The organism is Martinezella sp. CNPSo 3964 (genome assembly GCF_057784375.1).
On record NZ_JBXSOW010000015.1, the window covers coordinates 83,993 to 103,534 of the forward strand.

Consider the following 19,542-nt stretch of genomic DNA (forward strand, 5'->3'; position numbering starts at 1 on the left):
GCGCGACCCCGGTTCTTCGCCTAGGTCTCTTCCGGCACCTTCAAGATAATCGTCTCGTCCGGGCCGACGGACCTGCCGTCCTGCGCCCGGATGTCAAGCCGCACCGGCTGACCCGTCGTCCGGTCCACCAGCAGCGAATGCTCTTCTGCCGGTGCGAAGAGATAGCGCTCGCCGAATTGGCGCAGCGCCACCATGACCGGGAAAAGATCCTTTCCCATCGTTGTCAGCCGATATTCCATACGCGTGCCGCTGTCGCTCGCCGGCACCAGCTCCAGGATGCCGCTGGCGACAAGCGTGCGTAGGCGTTCGGTCAAAATGTTCTTGGCAATGCCAAGGCTCTTTTGAAACTCGCCAAAGCGCGTCAGCCCGTCGAAGGCGTCGCGCACGATCAGCAGCGACCACCAGTCGCCGATCACGTCGAGTGAGCGGGCGCTCGGGCAATAATCACCCTTCAGGCTTTTCCGCGCGACCATGCGCTCAGCCTTCCCGGTCTTTTGTCTGCAAGAATGGTTGCATGATTAAACCAATAATGTTACTCGATCGATGGTTTCATTATTAAACCGAATAATCGGGAGCTTTGCAATGACAATCGATCAGGACGCGCCGCCGGCCGGCAGCGCGAAGGATGGCGTGCGCCTTCATTCCGCGCGAGAAAGTTCACTTGAGGGGAGCGAATATTCTGAAAAGGCCAATTCGCCGCTGACACGAGCGACGATTTTCCTGTTTGCCGTCGCGAGCGGCCTTGCCGTCGCCAATGCCTATTTCGCCCATCCGCTTCTCGATGTCATGGCCGATGATCTCAAACTGTCGCGCACGGTTGCCGGCCTGATCGTCGGCGCGACGCAGCTCGGCTATGGCCTCGGCCTCATTCTGCTGGTGCCGCTTGGCGATCTGATCGATCGGCGCAAGTTCATCATCGTGCAGTCGTTGTTGAGCGTTGCGGCACTTGTCAGTGTCGGCCTTTCCTCCAGCGCGGCGATGCTGCTTGCCTCCATGGCTGCGGTCGGCTTTCTGGCAGTGGTCACGCAGGCGCTGGTTGCCTATGCGGCGAGCCTGGCGCATCCCGCAGAGCGCGGCCATATCGTCGGCATGGTCACCAGCGGCATCGTGCTCGGCATCCTTTTGGCGCGCAGCGTTGCGGGAACGCTGACCGATCTCTCCGGCTGGCGGACTGTCTATATCGTCTCCGCGGTGCTGACGCTGGTGATCGCACTTCTCCTCTGCCGGGCGCTGCCGCGGCAGGAAAAGCCGAAGGGCGGGCTGTCCTACTTCGGTCTCATCCGCTCGCTGGGCACCCTGCTGGTCGAAGAGCCGGTGCTGCGCATCCGCGCGATCATCGCAATGCTCATCTTCGCCAATATCACCACGCTGCTTGCGCCGCTCGTGCTGCCGTTGACGGCGCCGCCTTACTCTCTGTCCCACACCGAAGTTGGCCTGTTCGGCCTTGCCGGCGCGGCGGGTGCCCTCGGCGCCATAAGGGCAGGGCGCTGGGCTGACCGTGGCTACGGCCAGCGCACCACGGGTATCGCGCTTGCTTTGATGTTGCTTGCCTGGCTACCGATCTCCATGCTGGATCGCTCGATCCTCTGGCTGATCCTCGGCGTCCTCGTCATCGATTTCGGCTTGCAGGCGACGCACGTCACCAACCAGGGCATGATCTATCGTGTGAGGCCCGATGCGCAAAACAGGCTGACCGCCGCTTACATGGTGTTCTACTCGATCGGCAGCGCCGTGGGATCATCGACATCGACGATCATCTATGCCCATGCGGGCTGGACGGGCGTCTGCATTTCCGGTGCCGCCATAAGCCTCGCAACGCTGCTCTTCTGGGCACTCACCCTGCGGGCAACGCCTGAGGTGGCGACGCAAAGCGTCGATCGGGCTACCATCTAGCTTTCGCGCAGGGAAACGGGACCTAATTGCTCTTCCAACAGCGAGAGGACTGCCCGAATGCGCGGTGGAATCGGCCTTGTGGCCGGATAGAGCGCATGCAGATCGAATCCCGGCACGGAGAATTCCGGCAGCAGGCGGATCAGCCTGCCGCTCGCCAGATCTTCCGTGCAGACCGGCGCCTGCAAGACGCCGATGCCGGCACCATCGAGAAGGAGGCTGTGCAGCGGCCGCCAATGGCTGGTGCTGAGGACGATGTCGATGGCGGCAAGTTCGCTCTGCCCGCCTAGGCCTATCAACGAAAGCCGCCCGCCGTTGATAGGCCGGCGACCCGCAGGAAAGGGTGGTCGGCAAGCTCTTCAGGCTTCGTCGGCGTCCCATTCCGCTGAAGATAGTCTGGCGATGCCACCAGCACGCGGCCGATATGGCCGAGCTTGCGGGCGATGAAGTTGCCTTCACCGAGATCGCCCAGCCGCAACGAGATATCGACACCCTCCGTCACCGGATCGACGATCCTGTCGTTGAGGATCAACTCGATCTTCAGCAGCGGATGGCGGTTGCGCATCTCTAGCAGGATCGAGGGCAGGACGACCTCGCCGATGCCATGCGGCGCCGCAATCCTCAGCGTGCCGCGCAAGGACTGATCGCCGTTAACGACGGCGAGCGCGTCGTCGGCACTTTCCAGCACCTGCTTGCTTCGTTCGTAGAAGGCGGCGCCGGCATCGGTGACGGCAAGCTTGCGGGTATTTCTGATGAGCAGCCGCGCGCCGAGATATTGCTCCAGCCGATCAATCCGCTCGCTGACGGCGGGTTGGCCCATGCCGAGGTCGCGAGCAGCCGCCGACATGCTGCCCCTTTCCACCACCCTGACATAGACGCGCATCGCCACTAGCAGATCCATGAGCGCAATATATCGGCTCAGCCGATAAATGTAAGTGGATGATGCCACCTAGTGGTGGAGGCCTCGATAACAGAAAACGGCGCTCGAACGTCAACCACAGGTCGGGCACATGAGCGATATCAGGCTTTACATGTTTCAATCGGGCACGCAGCGGTGCAAGGCCCATGACATCAGGATGAACCAGGGCGGCGATGCCGATTATGAAATCCCGGTGCCATGGTTTCTGCTCACCCATCCCAAAGGCAATGTCGTCATCGATGGCGGGCTGGCGGCCGAGGGCCTTGGCGATCCGCGCGGCTATTGGGGCGATGTGGTCGACAGCTATCAGCCTGTGATGACGGAGGAGCAGGGATGCGTCGCGCAGCTGGCAAGGCTCGGCATCTCTCGTGAGGACATCCGCTTCGTCGCGCTCTCCCATCTGCATTCCGACCATAGCGGCGCCATCGGCCGCTTCCCCAACGCGACCCACATCGTCCAACGCCGGGAATATGAATATGCCTTCGCGCCGGACTGGTTCGCCGCCGGCGCCTATGCCCGAAGGGATTTCGACCGGCCCGGCTTGAAATGGCACCTCCTCGAGGCCGATACCTACGATCTCTACGGCGACGGAGTGCTGCGAATGATCTTCACGCCGGGCCACAGCATCGGCCACCAATCCTTCCTCGTGCAGCTGCCAAAGAGCGGCGCGATATTACTGGCGATCGACGCCGCCTATACCCTTGATCACTGGAACGAAAGGGCGCTCCCCGGCTTCATGGCCTCCGCCGTCGACACGGTGCGATCCGTCGGCAAGCTGCGCGCACTTGCCGAAGAGACCGATGCCATGGTGGTCACGGGGCATGATCCCGAGGCATGGCCTCGGTTCATGCAGGCCCCAGCCTATTACGATTGAAGCCCATGCTATCGATCAGCCTCGTTCGCCTGATGGCACTTGCTCCGCATCGAAGAACCGTGCCCGATGCTGCCGAACCCATTCCTCGATACCGGTCGGCCGGAAGCCCTCAAGACCGGCCTGCGGCTTGAAGGGCGCGGCCAGCATTGTATCTGCTTCGTCCGGATGCGATGCGAAGAAGCGGAATTTCGAGGCGACGCGGCGCCCCGTTCCCGGCCCCATCGCCGCATCGACATCCCGCTCGAACTCGTCGAGGGGCTGCTGGCGATAGGCGATGGTGTGGCCGAGCCCGACCCCGATCCGCGCGACGAGCTCGTTTCCATCAACGCCTTCCGGCCCGGCGATGCGATGGTCGCCGGATGAAATGCCCCGTTCCAAGAGGGTGACGGCGGCGCGGGCGCAATCATCGACCGAGGTCCACGCGATGCGTTGGGATTCAGCAATCGGCGGCGCGAAGACCCCATGTCTGACAATGTCCATGCGTGCCGACGGCTTCAAGAGATTGTCGAGATACATGGTCGGGCGGACGATGGAAAAGTGCAGCCCGGATGCGCGAACCACCTCTTCGATCATGGCATTGGCGACGAAGCTTGGTTCCTCGCAAGGTGCCAGGCGACTGGCGCTGGCGAGCTTCAGGACAACGGATTTCAAACCGCAGGCGAGAGATGCGGATACCGCATTGCCGGCCTGGATGCGCATGTCCTCCCGAGATCCGATCGGGATTTGCAACACGGCATGCGCGATGCCGGCGCTGGCGGTGCGAAGCGAGGTGGGATCGCTAAGGTCGCCTTCGGCAAGCTCGATGCCGAGCGCCGAGAGTGCCGAAGCGCGCCTTCGGTCCCGGACAAGCGCCCTGACCTTGAGGCCGCGTCGAAGTGCGGCGCGAACGACGGCGCTGCCTTGCACGCCGGCGGCGAGATAGATGAGAATCGGCTGGGATTGATCGATAGTGGACATCAAACGGCTCCTTCAAACAGGGTCTGCCGAGGGAGCATCGTCAAATGGCTACCGCGCAGACCCGAAACGCGCACGAGGCGCAGGGACTGTCGGGGTATCCGCGCCGGGCGCGGAACAGAGCTTCTCCGTCCGAGGAGAAGGGCCTGGGCCTACCGAGACCAAGCCAGCCATTTTCGACGAAAGGAATTTAGGTCCGCTTCGAGACCGGCGTCAATGGGGAGATTGACCCTGGCTGGTGTCGTTACCTCTTGCGGGCGACAATGTAGGGCCTGTTGTCGTTGCCCTTGGTTGCGTGATTTTCCGTGGCAAGGATATCGAAGCCTGCCGCGGATATCTGCTCGCCGAGTTCCGATGCCCGAAAGACGCCGGCATAGGGTGCCTTTCCGATAGCGCGCATCGCCGGCAGGAGGGCCAGCCGGATGAGCGGGTTCATCTCGCCGACACAGGGTGTCTTGGAGATGAACAGGCCTTCCGGGGTAAGCGAGCCGTGGATGTGGCACAGCGTGCCCAGCAGGTCCCGGACCAGATGGAGATAGTTGAAGCCCAGTACGGCGTTAAATCGCGTCGGTTCGGATGTGAGCGTTTCAACGGTGGCGACTTGGAAGGTGAGGGTTGGCATCGGTTCGGCGGCGTGCCGTTCCTTGGCAATTGCAATCATCTCCGCGGAAAAATCCGTTGCAAGATAGTCTCTAACATTCCCGGCAAGCCGCAGCGCCGTCGTTCCTGTCCCGCAACCCAGTTCCAGAACCCTGTCGCCCGGGCCTAGCAGGGCGCGTGTGCGGGTGAGCGTGCGCTCGTATCCTGCCGGGTCGGCAACCGCGCCCTTGGCGTAATTGCGTGAAGCCCGGTCCCAGAAACGGGCGTCGCTGCCTATGCTCATGAAGCTTGCTCTTCCCCATGTGGCGCGCTGTCGGAAGCGGCACGATGCGGGGGCGAGGCGGGCAGCAGCGATCTGATCCGCTCGGCATCGTCTGGCGTCGCGGGGTTGTAGACGATCATGCTGAGATCCGTGCGACCATCGACCGAAAAGGCCGAATATTCGAACGCCAGCGGGCCGAGGATCGGATGGCGTATATGTTTGACGGCTTCGGTATGCGCACCGGGGACATCGTTTTCGCGCCACATGGCCCTGAATTCCGGGCTGATGCGGCACAGCTCCGCCACGAAAGGCTCGATCTCGCTTGATGCGCCTGCGCGGGCCGCATCGACACGGAACGCGCCCAGGGCGAAACGGGCGACACTTTCCCAGTCATATTGCACGGCGCGCGCACGCGGATCGAGGAAGATGTAGCGCAGGATATTGCGTTCTTCCGGCGGCAGCGATCCGTAGTCGATCAGCATCACGGGTGCGGCCCGGTTCCACGCAATGACGTCCCAGGTGGCGGTCCGGATGAGGGCAGGGCTCGGCTCCAGCGCATCGAGCACGCGCTGCAAGCGCGGCGTCACGCCATCATTCCTGCGGTAACGCGCTTCCGGCGGCCGGCCGAGGCCAAGCAGGAACAGGTGCTCGCGCTCCACTTCCGTCAGCATCAGCGCGCGGGCGATCCGGTCGAGCACGTCGGCGGAAGGCGCACCGCCGCGCCCCTGTTCCAGCCAAGTGTACCATGTCGGGCTGATGTTGGCGCGCTGCGCCACCTCTTCGCGCCGAAGCCCGGGCGTGCGCCGCCGCTCGCCGCCAAAGCCGAGCGCGGATGGGTCGAGTTTGGCGCGGCGATCCCTCAGATAGGTCCCGAGCACGTTTTCGGTTTCGATGAGATCGGTCATCCTGTTAGTGTCTTTACTATGATAAGGTCACTACTTTACCAGAATAAACGATGGGCACAGATTTGTCTCCGACGAAATAAGGAGACAGTGCATATGCGTATATTCGTTACCGGTGCGACCGGAAATATCGGCTCGCATGTCGTCAGGGAGTTGATCGGAGCCGGCCATCAGGTGCTCGGCCTTTCGCGCTCGAAAGAAAAGGCGGTGGCGCTTGCCGCCGCCGGCGCCGAGGTCCTTCACGGCGCGATCGAGGATGCGGAAATCCTGAAAAGCGGCGCCTCGCAATCGGATGGCGTCATTCACCTTGCCTTCAGCCACGACTTCTCGAGATTCGCGCAGAATTGCGAGGATGACCGCCGCGTCATTGCAACGCTCGCCTCGGCGCTCGCCGGCTCGCCCCGTCCGCTGGTCATCACCTCAGGCACGCCGATCGCCAACACGGTGCCGGGCGAACCGGCCAGGGAAGACAATCCGATCGTCGGCTCCGACAGGCATCCCCGGGCGGCCACGGAGGAAGCTGGAATTTTGGCGAGCGAGATCGGCGTCAATGTCTCGGTGGTGCGGCTGCCGCAGGTGCATGATCCGGTCAGCCAGGGGCTTATTACCCCGTTGATCGAGATATTCAGGCAAAAGGGCGTCTGCGCCTATGTCGGAGATGGATCAAGCCGCTGGCCGGCGGCGCATTTTACCGATGTCGGCCGCCTCTATCGCCTCGTCGTGGAACGCGCCGAGCCGAACGCCAAATATCACGCGGCCGCCGAGGAAGGCGTGCCGATGCGCGATATCGTCGAGACCATTGGACGGCGTCTGAACCTGCCGGTCAAATCCGTCGCCAAGGAAGAGGCCCAGGATTATTTCGGTTGGCTCTCCCTGTTCGCCGGCCACGACATGCCGGCCTCCAGCGCCAAGACACGGCAGAAGCTCGGCTGGGAGCCGACCGGCCCGATGCTGCTTGAGGATCTTGCAAGGCTGCAGGTATCCGCGGCGTGATGCCGGTGCCGGCAAGCTGATCCACGAATGGTCGACGGTCTGACTGACCACGCATTCGAAAACCCGGCCGCTCCCTCGGCCGGGTTTTTGCCTTTTCAGGCTGCGATCTGGAGATTTCCAGAGTCAGACGTACGGCGTCCCCGCAAGTGCGGCGTCGACGCCGGCAAAGCCTCGGTCCATGACGCTCGACAGCGCTGCCTCGGGCTTTCGGTTCTCGCGAAAGGCGCGAAGCGCCTCGCCATAGGCCGTCACCAGTGTCGCCATCAGCATGGTGCCGGCGAGCCGCGCTTCGGGATCGGAAGCGGGCCGGCCCACAGCGTCGGACAGCATTCCCGAGAGATCGTCGGCAAGGCTCACCTGCAGTCCGCACGCATGCGCCGTCAGCGCCGAGCTCTCCCCCACCATGCGCCAGAACGCAATCGGTCGCTCCGTAATCCTGAACAAGGGATGCTGCGCTTCCAAAAGTTCCCGCATCAGCGTCTGGAAGGCGCGGACCGGCGGCTGCTGGCCGCGATCGGCAATTGCCTTGCGCACCAGCTCCCGCACCTCATCCTCGCGATCGAAGACCAGATCCTCCTTGCGGCGGAAGTAGTTGAACACCGTCTTTCTGGCGACTTCAGCCTCATAGGCGATATCGGCGACGGAGACATTATCGAAGCCATGTTCGACGAACAGGCGCGTTGCGACCTCGGAGATCGCCTGACGCGTCATCTCCTTCTTTCGGTCCCGGAGTTTGATTCGGTTTGACATGGAGATATTTATACCATAGGTAAATTTATACCGAGTGTAAAAATTGTGTTGTGATCACAAAATCGGTGCAATCGGCACAGACTTTATGGCTGTTCCTGTGACCGGACCGTCGCCTGCCCGAATAGGGCTGGGCTTTTTCCAACGACTCGCGCCGGCCGAGAGTGATCGAAGCCGGAATGTTTGGCGCCCTTGCGGCGCCGCTCGCTTGAGGAGTTCCGTCTTGATTTATGATGTTCTGATTGCCGGCGGCGGACCTGTCGGCTTGTTTCTCGCCTGTGAGCTGCGTCTCGCCGGTCTCTCCGTATTGGTGCTGGAGCGGGCCGAGGATCCGCGCGCGCCCCTGAAGCGCCTTCCGTTCGGCATGCGCGGCCTTTCCGCCCCGACCATCGAAGCCTTCTATCGTCGCGGCCTGCTGGACGACGTCGCTGCGCCCAAGCCTGCGAAGGACGGCTCGGGCGATCGCGCCTCATCGGCTGCGCACTGGATGCACCAGTCGCGTCGCCCAGGCGGTCATTTCGCCGGCATCCAGTTTTTCCACGATAAGATTGATACTTCGAAGTGGCCCTATCGCCTGCCGAGCCCAGCCGGCACCAGCATGATGGTCGAGATGGAAGGCCTAGAAACCATCCTGGCCGCTCGCGCGGAGGCGATGGGGGCCGAGATCAGGCGCGGCTTCGGTGTCGAGAGCTTCGCGCAGTCGGATGGAGGTGTCACCGTCTGCGCCGGAGGCGAGACCTTTCGCGGGCGCTGGCTCGTCGGCTGCGATGGCGGCCGCAGCAGCGTCCGCAAGGCCGGCGGCTTCGAGTTTGTCGGGACGGATCCCGAATTCACCGGCTATTCCGCCGAAATCGAGATGGCGGACCCGGACGAGCTTCGTTCCGGCCGCCATTACACTGCGACGGGCATGTACACCTATTCGCCGCCGGGGACGATCGCGATGGTCGATTTCGATGGCGGCGCTTTCCATCGGATCCAGCCAATCACGCGCGAGCATGTGCAGGCCGTGCTGCGCCGCATTTCCGGCACCGATGTCACGGTGACGGCGCTCAAGCTTGCCACCACATGGACGGATCGTGCCTACCAGGCGACAGCCTATAGAAGAGGACGCGTGCTGCTAGCCGGCGACGCCGCGCACATCCATTCCCCCCTGGGCGGCCAAGGCCTCAATCTTGGTCTGGGCGACGCAATGAATCTGGGATGGAAGCTTGCCGCCACCATCCGCGGCGAGGCGCCGGAGGGCTTGCTCGATACCTATTTCAGCGAACGGCATCCGGTCGGCGCGCAGGTGCTCGACTGGTCGCGCGCCCAGGTCGCGCTCATGCGCCCAAGCCGCAGTTCGCGTGCGCTCGAAGCCATCATCCGCGATCTGGTCGATACGTGCGACGGCGCCACCTATTTCGCCGAGCGTGTCTGGGGCGTCTCTCTGCGTTACGATCTTGGCGACGCCAATCCGCTGGTCGGCCGCAGCGCCCCCGATTTCGAGCTGACCGATGGGACGAAACTTGGCGATCACCTCAGAACGGGCAAAGGCCTGTTGCTGGACTTTGATGTCTGTGCACCGCTTGAAGCGCTAGCAAGTCGCTGGAGTGACCGGATCACCTATGTCGCGACCGACGCAAAAGATCGGCTGGGCTTGAGCGCGCTGCTCGTGCGGCCCGACGGCGTGGTTGCCTGGGTTGGTGAAGCTGAGCCGGACATGGGAGAAGCAGCAGCGGCCGCGTCGCGATGGTTCGGGACGAAATTGCCTCCCATCTCTCAGGGATAAGCCGTTACCCATGTCTCCGGTATGGAAAGGATAAAATGGCGGACAGGGAGGGATTCGAACCCTCGGTACGCTTTCACGTACACACGCGTTCCAGGCGTGCGCCTTAAACCACTCGGCCACCTGTCCTTTGGCGTTTCGCACCCGGTCAGGAAGCAAATCGTCGGAACGGCCGCGATATATACCGATGAATTCCTGGCAATCAACCCGAATCTGACAGATTTTTGACTTGTCGGCGCAAAACTCCGAATCTCCTCCCCATTGCGCTTATTTGGCGCGCAACCTATCTAAGGAAATAGATGAGGCGGCGTAAGACCGATCGGCCCGAAAAGGCCGGCCGTAGGGAGTATCCGGAGGGGTTTATGCGTTTCCTGTTGCGTTTTGCGAGCCTTGTCGCGCTGGTGGTGGCCGTTATCGCCGGCACTATCGATTCCATTCAATCCGTTGCGGCTTCTGCCGTGGTCATGACCCCGATGGGCGATGCCTGGAACGATGTCAGCCCTTCGTCGTTGGCAAGCCTTCGCTCGGCGATTGCCTATTACGTCCATCCCCGCTTCTATGACATGGCGATGCAATGGCTCCTGTTTCAGCCGGCCTTCGCGGTCTTTCTGGTGATTTCCCTGTTGCTGTGGATGGTCGCCTACAAGCGCCAGCCCGCCGCCGGCCGCTTCAGCGCCTGATCGGGACATCGCCGGCCCCTCTGGCCTGTGCCATTGCTGGATTTCGGTGACGTTGGGGAGCATTCGACGATCGGCCTATTGCATGGTCGCAACGAGCGGAGCTAGCGATTGCGGAGAGTCGATCGACAGCTATTCTGACCAATAAAATTGCAGTTTTGGGCCGAAATTGTTTAAAAAACGGGTCGTTTGGATGGGTTTTCACCAATTCCCACAAATCTTTACCAACTGAAAAATTTCTCGTGAATTTTTCGTGCAGCCATGCAAGGATGCGCGCCAGCTTGGCCTCGGGGGAGGCCGGCGGTTCCGCAGACTTGCCCGATCAACGGGCTTGCGGGAGGACCCAACAAGATAGAAACAATAGGGCTGCAACACATGAAAAAATCCCTTTTGACCCTTTTCGCCCTGGCTGCCATGTCGGCAACGGCGCTTGCGGCCGACATCAAGCCGGCAATCGTTTACGGAACCGGTGGCAAGTTCGACAAGTCCTTCAACGAAGCTGCCTATAACGGCGCCGAGAAGTTCAAGAAGGAAACCGGCATCGCTTACCGTGACTTCGAGCCGACGGGCGACACCCAGGGCGAACAGGCGCTGCGCAACTTCGCCAGCAAGGGCTTCAATCCAGTTATCGCCGTTTCTTTCGCCTGGACCTCGGCTCTCCAGAAGGTTGCTGCCGAATATCCCAAGACCGAATTCGTCCTGATCGACGATAGCCTCGATCTGCCGAACGTTCGCTCGGTCAAGTTCAAGGAAAACGAAGGCTCCTACCTCGCTGGCGTCATGGCCGCCCTGGCCTCGAAGACCGGCAAGGTCGGCTTCGTCGGCGGCATGGATATTCCGTTGATCCGCAAGTTCGAGTGCGGCTATGAGCTCGGTGCCCGCGCCACCAATCCGAAGATCGAAGTCCTCCAGAACATGACCGGCACGACCGGTGCGGCCTGGAACGACCCGGTTCGCGGCGGCGAACTCACCAAGAACCAGATCGACCAGGGTGCCGACGTTGTTTACGCGGCTGCCGGCGCGACCGGCCTCGGCGTGCTGCAGACGGCTGCCGATAACAAGAAGCTGTCGATCGGCGTCGACAGCAACCAGAACTACCTGCATCCGGGTTCCGTTCTGACCTCCGTCGTCAAGCGTGTCGACCTCGCCGTCTACAACGCCTTCAGCGACGCCAAGAATGGCAAGTTCACGCCCGGCACCCAGGAGCTCGGACTGAAGGAAGACGGCGTTGCCGTTGCCATGGACGATAACAACAAGCCGCTCGTCACGCCGGAAATCCAGACGGCCGTCGACAAGGCAAAGGCTGGCATCGTGGCCGGTACCATCAAGGTTCACGACTATCTGACCGACAACGCCTGCCCGAAGAACTGATATGAAACAAGGGCGTATGACGAGGCAAAAACGTCATACGCCCTTTTCTTATCCGGAAACCGGTTTCTGGAGCCCCTATAGTGAACCAAACCTTTGCCATCGAACTCGTGGGCATCGACAAGAAGTTCGGTGCTGTCCACGCCAATAAAGATATCAATCTCACCGTCGCCAAGGGCTCGATCCACGGGATCATCGGCGAAAACGGTGCTGGGAAATCGACTCTCATGTCGATCATCTACGGATTCTATCAGGCCGATAGCGGTGAGATCCGCATCAACGGCAATCCTATCGCCATCCGCGACAGCCAGACGGCGATCGCAGCCGGCATCGGCATGGTGCACCAGCATTTTATGCTGGTCGACAATTTCACCGTTCTTGAAAATGTGATGCTGGGCGCCGAAGGCGGCGCGCTTCTCGCCAAGGGCGTCGCGGCCGCGCGTGCCGAGCTTAACCGGCTGGAGAAGGATTATGGCCTGGAAGTCGATCCGGATGCGTTGATCGAAGAGCTTCCCGTTGGCCAGCAGCAGCGTGTCGAGATCCTGAAGGCGATGTATCGCGGCGCCGAGATTCTCATTCTCGACGAACCCACCGGCGTTCTGACGCCTGCCGAAGCCGACAACCTCTTCCGTATTCTTCGCGTCCTGCGCGACCAGGGCAAGACGATCATCCTCATCACCCACAAGCTGCGCGAGATCATGGCGATCACCGACACGGTATCGGTCATGCGCCGTGGCGAGATGGTTGCCACCCGCAAGACGGCGGAAACCACCGTCGAGGAGCTGGCTGAGCTGATGGTTGGCCGCCGCGTGCTGTTGCGCGTGGAGAAGGGTGCGCCCAATCCGGGCGAGATCCTGCTGTCGGTGCGCAACCTCACCGTCAAGGACGGCCGTGGCGTCACCATGGTCGACAACGTCTCCTTCGATGTCCGCGCCGGCGAGATCGTCGGCATTGCCGGTGTTGCCGGCAACGGCCAGTCGGAACTGCTGGAAGCCATCGCCGGTATCCGCAAGCCGGCCTCGGGTGAGATCCTGCTCCATGGCAAGCCGATCGGCAATGCCGATCCCTCCGCACTTCGCGACCTTGGTCTTGCTCATATTCCCGAAGATCGCCATCACATGGGCCTCGTCCTCAAGTTCGAGGAATATGAGAATTCCATGCTCGGCTATCATCGCGACCGTAAATACGGGCGTGGCGGCATGCTCGATCTCGATGCCATGCGTAAGGATGCGATCGAGAAGATCGAGAAATACGATATCCGCCCGCCGAATGCGCGACTGAAGACCGCAAACTTCTCCGGCGGCAACCAGCAGAAGATCGTCGTCGCCCGCGAGATCGAGCGCGACCCGCAGGCTCTGCTGATCGGTCAGCCAACACGCGGTGTCGATATCGGCGCCATCGAATTCATCCATCGCCGCATCATCGAGATGCGCGACGCCGGCAAGGCCATCCTGCTGGTTTCGGTGGAGCTGGATGAGATCCGTGCGCTTTCGGACCGTATCCTCGTCATGTTCGCCGGCCACATCGTCGGTGAAAAGTCGGCTGAGGCCGGTGAACAAACACTCGGCCTGATGATGGCCGGCATTGCCGCGTGAGGCGTATATGAGCACGGCTTCCGTTCCGCTCCCCAACTGGATCACCTACGGCCTGATCCCCCTTCTCAACCTGATTGTTGCCTTCCTGATTTCCGGCCTCGTCGTCTGGTTCATTGGCGAGAGCCCGCTCGATGCGCTCGTGCTACTGTTGCAGGGCGCTCTGGGCAGCGGCGAAGGCATCGGCTTCACCCTCTATTATGCCACGAGCTTCATCTTCACCGGTCTTTCGGTCGCCGTCGCCATCCATGCCGGTCTGTTCAATATCGGCTCGGAAGGCCAGGCCTATCTCGGGGGTCTCGGCTGTGCCCTCGTGGCGCTGACGCTTGATCGTTACGTGCCCTGGTATGTGACGATGCCGTTTGCGGTCATTGGTGCTGCGATCTTCGGGGCGCTCTGGGCCTTCATTCCGGCCTGGCTTCAGGCCAAGCGCGGCAGCCACGTCGTCATCACCACGATCATGTTCAACTTCATCGCCTCGGCGATGATGAACTTCCTGCTGGTGCATGTGCTGATCGTGCCCGGCAAGATGGCGCCTGAGACCCGTACCTTCCTCGAGGGCGGTCAGCTTCCCAAGCTTGATTGGCTGATGGAAATATTCGGTTCGACCATCGGTGCCGCTCCGCTCAACGTGTCCTTCCTGATCGCGCTCGTCATGTGTTTCCTGGTCTGGGTGCTCGTCTGGCGCACCAAGCTCGGCTATGAGATGCGCACGCTCGGCCTCAGCCCCACCGCTGCTGTTTATGCAGGCATTCCCTATGCTCGCACGGTCGTTATCGCCATGCTGATTTCGGGCGGTCTTGCCGGCATGATGGCGCTTAATCCCGTCATGGGCGCTTCTGCGCGCCTGCAGGTGGAATTCGTGCTTGGTGCGGGCTTTGTCGGTATCGCCGTGTCGCTGATGGGACGCAACCATCCGCTGGGCATCATCCTGGCGGCGATCCTGTTCGGCATTCTCTATCAGGGCGGCGATGCGCTCTCCTTCGACATGCCGAACATCACGCGCGACATGATCGTGGTGATCCAGGGTCTCGTCATCCTGTTTGCCGGTGCGCTCGAATATATGTTCCGACCTGCGCTCGTGCGCATCTACCAGACATTCGCCAGGACGTGAGGATCGGACGATGGATTATTATGATCTTCTCATCAGCATATTGGGCTCGACCATCCGTCTGTCGATTCCGCTGATCTTCACCGCGCTGGCAGGCCTGTTTTCCGAGCGCGCCGGCATTTTCGATATCGGCCTCGAAGGCAAGATGCTGGCGTCGGCCTTCGCTGCGGCTTGCGTCGCCTCGATCAGCGGCTCGCCCTGGGCTGGCCTTGGCGCCGGTGTTCTCGTCTCCGTCCTCGTCGGTCTGCTGCATGGTTTCGCATCGATCACCAACCGCGGCAATCAGATCGTTTCGGGCGTAGCGATCAACTTCCTGATGGCCGGCCTGACAATCGTTCTTGGCCAGGCCTGGTTCGGCCAGGGTGGCCGTACGCCGACTTTGCCTGCTACCGCGCGCTTCTCCGGCATCACTCTGCCGGGCGCTGATGCCATTCGCGAGGTCCCGTTCATCGGACCGCTCTACGCCAATGTCATCTCCGGCAACAATATCCTGACCTATCTCGCCTTCCTGGCGGTGCCGATTTCCTGGTGGATTCTCTATCAAACCCGTTTCGGTCTGCGGTTGCGCGCCGTCGGTGAAAATCCCGGCGCCGTCGATACTGCCGGCATCTCGGTCGAATGGTTGCGCTATCGCTCGCTGATCGTTGCCGGTATCCTCTGCGGCTTCTCCGGCACCTATCTTGCTATTGCCCAGTCGGCAGCCTTCATCAACAACATGTCGGCGGGCAAGGGCTATATCGCTCTCGCCGCACTGATCTTCGCCAAGTGGAAGCCTGTGCCGGTCATGTTCACCTGCCTTCTCTTTGGCTTCCTCGATGCCTTCGCCAATTTCATGCAGGGCAAGTCGGTTCCGGGCATTGGCGAGGTGCCGGTACAGATTTTCCAGGCGCTGCCCTATATCCTCACCTGCATCCTGCTTGCAGGCTTTATCGGTGTCGCCAAGCCCCCGAAGGCCGGTGGCGTGCCCTATACCAAGGAGCGCTAAACCATGTCGCATGATCTGTTCGAGGCCGCTCGCGGCGCGATGGCCTTTGCCCATGCTCCTTATTCGAAATTTCCGGTCGGCGCGGCGATCCGTGCCGAGGACGGCAAGATATACACCGGCGCCAATATCGAGAACCTGTCCTTCCCGCAGGGCTGGTGCGCCGAACCGACCGCGATCAGCCACATGATCATGGCCGGCGCCAAGAAGATCGTCGAAATGGCCGTCATCGCCGAGAAGCTGCCGCTTTGCCCGCCTTGCGGCGGCTGTCGGCAGAAGATCGCCGAATTTGCAGATAAGGGAACGCGGATCTATCTTTGCGACGAAACCGGCGTGAAGAAGACCATGACCATGGACGAGATGCTGCCATTCAGCTTCGAAACGGAGGTGCTCGGATGAGCGCGGCCGTCGATATCCTCACCGAGAAGCTCGGCGAACTGAAGCCGCGCTACGGTATCATCCTGGGTTCCGGCCTCGGCTCTCTCGTGGACGAGGTCAAAGATGCCCTGCGTATTCCCTATACCGATCTGCCCGGCTTCCCGGTCAGCGCGGTTTCCGGCCATGCCGGCACGCTGGTCGCAGGCAAGCTCGGCGATGTCCCGGTCATCATGTTGTCCGGCCGGGTGCATTATTACGAAAAGGGTGACGCCAATGCCATGCGCGAGCCGATCGAGACCCTGAAGGCTCTCGGCGTCGACACGCTGATCCTGACGAACTCGGCCGGATCGCTGCGAGAAGAGATGGCCCCGGGCTCGGTGATGCAGATCACCGATCATATCAACTATTCCGGCATGAACCCGCTGATCGGCGAGGAAAGCGACAGGCGCTTCGTCGGCATGACGAGCGCCTATGACATCGATCTGATCATGCGCATGCGCAAGGCGGCGGAAAAGGCCGAGATCAAGCTGTCACACGGCGTCTATATGTGGTTTTCCGGCCCGAGCTTCGAAACGCCGGCAGAGATCCGCATGGCGCGAATCCTGGGCGCCGATGCCGTCGGCATGTCGACGGTGCCGGAAGTCATCCTGGCGCGGCTTTTCGATTTAAGGGTTGCCGCTGCTTCCGTCATCACTAACTATGGTGCTGGCATGACCGGTGGCGAGCTCTCGCATGACGAGACGAAGGACATGGCTCCGGTCGGCGGCGCACGCCTCGCCGCTATCCTGAAAGAAATGATCGCGGACGAAGGAGACCCAGAATGACGGGCCATTCCCTGAGAGAAACGGCAGCTGTTGCGCTTTCCCTTCTCGACCTGACCAATCTCAAGGACGACTGCACGCCGGCTCAGATCGAGGCGCTGTGCGCCCGCGCGCAATCGCCCTATGGCAATACCGCCGCCATCTGTATCTGGCCGCGTTTCGTCGCCCAGGCGCGCGGCATTCTCGGTGCCGATCACGCCGTGAAGATCGCGACCGTGGTGAACTTCCCAGGCGGCGACATGGAGGTGGCCGATGTCGCTGCCGAAGCGCGTGAAGCCATTGCCGACGGCGCCGACGAGATAGATCTCGTCATTCCCTATCGCACCTTTCTGGCCGGCAATGAGCAGGCAGTCACCGATATGGTCGCGGCCATCCGCGCTGAATGCACAGGCACGGTTCTCCTGAAGACCATCCTCGAAACCGGTGAGCTCAAGGATACCACGCTGATCCGGCGTGCGTCGGAACTTGCGATCGACGCCGGCTCCGATTTCATCAAGACCTCTACGGGCAAGGTCGCCGTTAACGCGACGCTCGAGGCTGCCGACATCATGCTGCGGGCGATCCGCGCCAGTGGCCGCAAGGTCGGTTTCAAGCCCGCCGGCGGCATCGGTTCGGTTGCTGATGCGGCTCTTTATCTGAGCCTTGCCGAGACCATCATGGCGCCCGATTGGGCCATGCCCTCGACCTTCCGTTTCGGTGCCTCGAGCCTGCTCGACGACATTCTGAACGTATTGGCCGGCGGCGAGTCCAAGACGGCGTCTTCAGGCTACTGACCCATGATCCCGCAGGAGATCATCCGGCAGAAGCGTAACGGCGCGATCCTTTCGGTCGCCGATATCGATGCATTTATCGGCGCATTGGGCCGTGGCGAACTGGCTGAAAGCCAGATCGGCGCCTTTGCCATGGCCGTCTGGTTTCGCGGCATGACACGGGAGGAGACCGTGGCCCTGACGCTCGCCATGGCCCGCTCTGGCGATATCTTGTCCTGGAAGGGGATCGACAAGCCGATCGCCGACAAGCATTCGACGGGCGGCGTCGGCGACAATGTCTCGCTGATGCTGGCGCCGATCGCAGCCGCCTGCGGTCTCGCCGTGCCGATGATCTCGGGCCGTGGCCTCGGCCACACCGGCGGCACGCTCGACAAACTGGAATCCATTCCCGGCTATGGAATTACGCCGGATGCGGCACGGTTCCGCAAGGTGGTCGACGAGATCGGTTGCGCCATTATCGGCCAGACCGGCGCGCTGGCGCCAGCCGATGGCAAGCTCTATGCGGTTCGTGATGTGACTGCGACGGTTGACTCCGTACCCTTGATTACTGCCTCCATCCTGTCGAAGAAGCTGGCCGCAGGGCTGGAAACGTTGGTGCTGGACGTGAAGATCGGCAGCGGCGCCTTCATGACGTCGTTGGAGGAAGCTGAAACGTTGGCGCGTTCGCTGGTAGAGGTAGCCAATGGCGGCGGGGTCAAGACCTTGGCGCTGATCACCGACATGAACGAGCCGTTGGCCGATGCCGCCGGCAACGTGGTCGAACTTCAAAATTGCCTCGACTTCCTGAAGGGTAACAAGGCAGGCACACGCCTCGAAACAGTCGTTCTAGCCTTCGCATCCGAAATGCTGGTTCAGGCCGGCATCGCCGCGAATGCCGCCGAGGCGGAGAGCAGGGCGCGTGAGGCTTTGGCTTCCGGCAAGGCGGCAGAGATCTTCGGCCGCATGGTGCATGCACTTGGCGGGCCGGTCGATCTGCTCGAACATCCCGATCGCTATCTGGCGAGCGCGCCGGTGCAGAAGCCGGTTCTGGCCGTCGCCGATGGCTGGCTCGGTGCCTGCGATGCGCGCGGAATTGGCATGAGCGTGATCGATCTCGGTGGTGGCCGCCGGCGTCCGCAGGACAAGATCGATCATCGCGTCGGGTTCAGCGATATTCTGCCGCTCGGCACGAAGATCAGCAGGGGCGACCGCATCGCCATCGTTCATGCGGCGGACGAGGCAAGTGCGCGGAAGGCTACGGCCGATTTGTCGGCTAACTATCGCATCGCGGATACGGCGCCTGCTCTCTCACCTGTCATTGTCAGCAGGATTTGATCTGAAGGCGGCAGTGTTAGGGCCGCTTGGCAGTCGCGTGAGATGCGTCGTCTTATTGCTTCAGAAGCAGGGTGCCATTCTGCACGCCATAGGAATTCAGTTTCTTCATGAAGCTCATGCCGATCAGCGTCGTGCTTAGTGCGCTGTCCTTTGCCACCACGGCGTCGACATCGCGAACCCGGATCGTGCCGATCTCCAGACGGTCGAGTTTGATGTAGGCGACTTTGGAAGTGCCATTCGCGGTTTGGACCGTGTAGCGATAGTCGAGATCGACGCCGCTGAAACCGAGACTGCGCGCAGTGCTCTCGTTCATCGCCACATAGGTTGCGCCGGTATCGATCATCCCGTGTACGGACCGGCCGTTGATGGTGAAATCACCCTCATAGTGGCCGCCTGCATTGGCGCGCAGCTGAACGCTGCCATAGGAAATAGCTGCCTCCACCTTTGGCGGTGCAAGAGAAACTGCTTCGACCGGTGCAGGCTTTGCGGCGTACCCGCCATAGCTATTCACCAGCATCGGCACCTGGGTCGCCGCAGCGGCAATAATACCGGCAAAGACAAGAACGCGAACGAGCATCGGCAAAGCCCCTCCAGCGGGCCATGCCATCTATAGGCCAGCTTTG

At 61.6% G+C, this 19,542-nt stretch carries 21 protein-coding genes and 1 tRNA gene; 13 read left to right on the top strand and 9 right to left on the bottom strand.

Annotated features, from left to right (window positions below; all coding sequences use genetic code 11):
- Positions 1-20: 20 nt before the first annotated feature.
- Positions 21-473, bottom strand: a complete 453-nt coding sequence (locus AC13Q5_RS31360) for a winged helix-turn-helix transcriptional regulator (protein WP_488504315.1) — start codon at positions 471-473, stop codon at positions 21-23.
- 109 nt (positions 474-582) lie between these two features.
- Between AC13Q5_RS31360 and AC13Q5_RS31365 the strand changes: the two genes are divergently transcribed.
- Positions 583-1,893 (top strand): MFS transporter, encoded by a 1,311-nt coding sequence (locus tag AC13Q5_RS31365; protein ID WP_488504316.1) that lies wholly within the window; start codon positions 583-585, stop codon positions 1,891-1,893.
- On the opposite strand, the gene AC13Q5_RS31370 is transcribed toward AC13Q5_RS31365, so the two are convergent.
- Together AC13Q5_RS31370 and AC13Q5_RS31375 are read right to left on the bottom strand one after the other, a co-directional pair.
- Positions 1,890-2,189: a LysR substrate-binding domain-containing protein gene (locus tag AC13Q5_RS31370; RefSeq protein WP_488504317.1), complete on the bottom strand. Its 300-nt coding sequence runs from the start codon at positions 2,187-2,189 to the stop codon at positions 1,890-1,892. The genes AC13Q5_RS31365 and AC13Q5_RS31370 overlap by 4 nt on opposite strands.
- A complete protein-coding gene (locus AC13Q5_RS31375) occupies positions 2,186-2,791 on the bottom strand; it encodes a LysR family transcriptional regulator (RefSeq protein ID WP_488504318.1) in 606 nt (201 codons plus the stop codon). The genes AC13Q5_RS31370 and AC13Q5_RS31375 overlap by 4 nt, the downstream gene beginning before the upstream one ends.
- A 109-nt stretch (positions 2,792-2,900) precedes the next feature.
- Between AC13Q5_RS31375 and attM the strand changes: the two genes are divergently transcribed.
- Positions 2,901-3,683 carry an AttM family quorum-quenching N-acyl homoserine lactonase gene (gene attM, locus AC13Q5_RS31380; RefSeq protein WP_488504319.1) on the top strand — a complete coding sequence of 261 codons (783 nt, stop codon included), beginning with the start codon at positions 2,901-2,903 and terminating at the stop codon, positions 3,681-3,683.
- A 15-nt stretch (positions 3,684-3,698) separates the two neighbouring features.
- Here the strand turns inward: attM and AC13Q5_RS31385 are convergent, their stop codons facing one another.
- The 3 genes from AC13Q5_RS31385 to AC13Q5_RS31395 all read right to left on the bottom strand — a co-directional run bounded on the left by AC13Q5_RS31385 (position 3,699) and on the right by AC13Q5_RS31395 (position 6,404).
- A complete protein-coding gene (locus AC13Q5_RS31385; protein ID WP_488504320.1) occupies positions 3,699-4,640 on the bottom strand; it encodes an SDR family oxidoreductase in 942 nt (313 codons plus the stop codon).
- 241 nt (positions 4,641-4,881) lie between these two features.
- On the bottom strand, positions 4,882-5,520 hold the full coding sequence (locus tag AC13Q5_RS31390; protein WP_488504321.1) for a class I SAM-dependent methyltransferase: 639 nt from the start codon (positions 5,518-5,520) through the stop codon (positions 4,882-4,884).
- Positions 5,517-6,404 (bottom strand): helix-turn-helix transcriptional regulator, encoded by an 888-nt coding sequence (locus AC13Q5_RS31395; RefSeq protein WP_075856396.1) that lies wholly within the window; start codon positions 6,402-6,404, stop codon positions 5,517-5,519. The genes AC13Q5_RS31390 and AC13Q5_RS31395 overlap by 4 nt, the downstream gene beginning before the upstream one ends.
- Before the next feature lie 93 nt (positions 6,405-6,497).
- Between AC13Q5_RS31395 and AC13Q5_RS31400 the strand changes: the two genes are divergently transcribed.
- Positions 6,498-7,394, top strand: a complete 897-nt coding sequence (locus AC13Q5_RS31400; RefSeq protein WP_488504322.1) for an SDR family oxidoreductase — start codon at positions 6,498-6,500, stop codon at positions 7,392-7,394.
- A gap of 123 nt (positions 7,395-7,517) precedes the next feature.
- Here AC13Q5_RS31400 and AC13Q5_RS31405 read toward each other — a convergent pair whose 3' ends face one another.
- Positions 7,518-8,105, bottom strand: coding sequence for a TetR/AcrR family transcriptional regulator (locus AC13Q5_RS31405; RefSeq protein ID WP_208621597.1), 588 nt, complete (start codon positions 8,103-8,105; stop codon positions 7,518-7,520).
- 259 nt (positions 8,106-8,364) lie between these two features.
- Between AC13Q5_RS31405 and AC13Q5_RS31410 the strand changes: the two genes are divergently transcribed.
- Positions 8,365-9,909, top strand: coding sequence for an FAD-dependent monooxygenase (locus AC13Q5_RS31410; protein WP_457880952.1), 1,545 nt, complete (start codon positions 8,365-8,367; stop codon positions 9,907-9,909).
- 36 nt (positions 9,910-9,945) lie between these two features.
- On the opposite strand, the gene AC13Q5_RS31415 is transcribed toward AC13Q5_RS31410, so the two are convergent.
- A tRNA-Ser gene (locus AC13Q5_RS31415) sits at positions 9,946-10,035 on the bottom strand.
- A gap of 233 nt (positions 10,036-10,268) precedes the next feature.
- Between AC13Q5_RS31415 and AC13Q5_RS31420 the strand changes: the two genes are divergently transcribed.
- The 9 genes from AC13Q5_RS31420 (at position 10,269) to deoA (ending at position 18,919) form a co-directional block, all read left to right on the top strand.
- The gene (locus AC13Q5_RS31420; RefSeq protein ID WP_075856392.1) at positions 10,269-10,586 is read left to right on the top strand and encodes a hypothetical protein; all 318 of its coding nucleotides are present in this window, start codon (positions 10,269-10,271) and stop codon (positions 10,584-10,586) included.
- Between the two features lie 372 nt (positions 10,587-10,958).
- Positions 10,959-11,954: a BMP family lipoprotein gene (locus AC13Q5_RS31425; RefSeq protein ID WP_075856391.1), complete on the top strand. Its 996-nt coding sequence runs from the start codon at positions 10,959-10,961 to the stop codon at positions 11,952-11,954.
- 80 nt (positions 11,955-12,034) lie between these two features.
- Positions 12,035-13,546, top strand: coding sequence for an ABC transporter ATP-binding protein (locus tag AC13Q5_RS31430; protein ID WP_488504323.1), 1,512 nt, complete (start codon positions 12,035-12,037; stop codon positions 13,544-13,546).
- 7 nt (positions 13,547-13,553) lie between these two features.
- Positions 13,554-14,657, top strand: coding sequence for an ABC transporter permease (locus AC13Q5_RS31435; protein WP_075856389.1), 1,104 nt, complete (start codon positions 13,554-13,556; stop codon positions 14,655-14,657).
- A gap of 10 nt (positions 14,658-14,667) precedes the next feature.
- The gene (locus AC13Q5_RS31440) at positions 14,668-15,639 is read left to right on the top strand and encodes an ABC transporter permease (RefSeq protein WP_075856388.1); all 972 of its coding nucleotides are present in this window, start codon (positions 14,668-14,670) and stop codon (positions 15,637-15,639) included.
- 3 nt (positions 15,640-15,642) lie between these two features.
- The gene (locus AC13Q5_RS31445) at positions 15,643-16,035 is read left to right on the top strand and encodes a cytidine deaminase (protein ID WP_075856387.1); all 393 of its coding nucleotides are present in this window, start codon (positions 15,643-15,645) and stop codon (positions 16,033-16,035) included.
- Positions 16,032-16,838, top strand: a complete 807-nt coding sequence (locus AC13Q5_RS31450; protein ID WP_488504324.1) for a purine-nucleoside phosphorylase — start codon at positions 16,032-16,034, stop codon at positions 16,836-16,838. Before AC13Q5_RS31445 ends, AC13Q5_RS31450 begins: the two co-directional genes overlap by 4 nt.
- A complete protein-coding gene (deoC, locus tag AC13Q5_RS31455; RefSeq protein WP_488504325.1) occupies positions 16,835-17,608 on the top strand; it encodes a deoxyribose-phosphate aldolase in 774 nt (257 codons plus the stop codon). Before AC13Q5_RS31450 ends, deoC begins: the two co-directional genes overlap by 4 nt.
- A 3-nt stretch (positions 17,609-17,611) precedes the next feature.
- Positions 17,612-18,919 (top strand): thymidine phosphorylase, encoded by a 1,308-nt coding sequence (gene deoA / locus AC13Q5_RS31460; RefSeq protein WP_488504326.1) that lies wholly within the window; start codon positions 17,612-17,614, stop codon positions 18,917-18,919.
- A gap of 52 nt (positions 18,920-18,971) precedes the next feature.
- On the opposite strand, the gene AC13Q5_RS31465 is transcribed toward deoA, so the two are convergent.
- Complete coding sequence (locus tag AC13Q5_RS31465; RefSeq protein ID WP_075856383.1) at positions 18,972-19,496, bottom strand: TIGR02281 family clan AA aspartic protease; 525 nt, start codon at positions 19,494-19,496, stop codon at positions 18,972-18,974.
- Between the last annotated feature and the right edge of the window lie 46 nt (positions 19,497-19,542).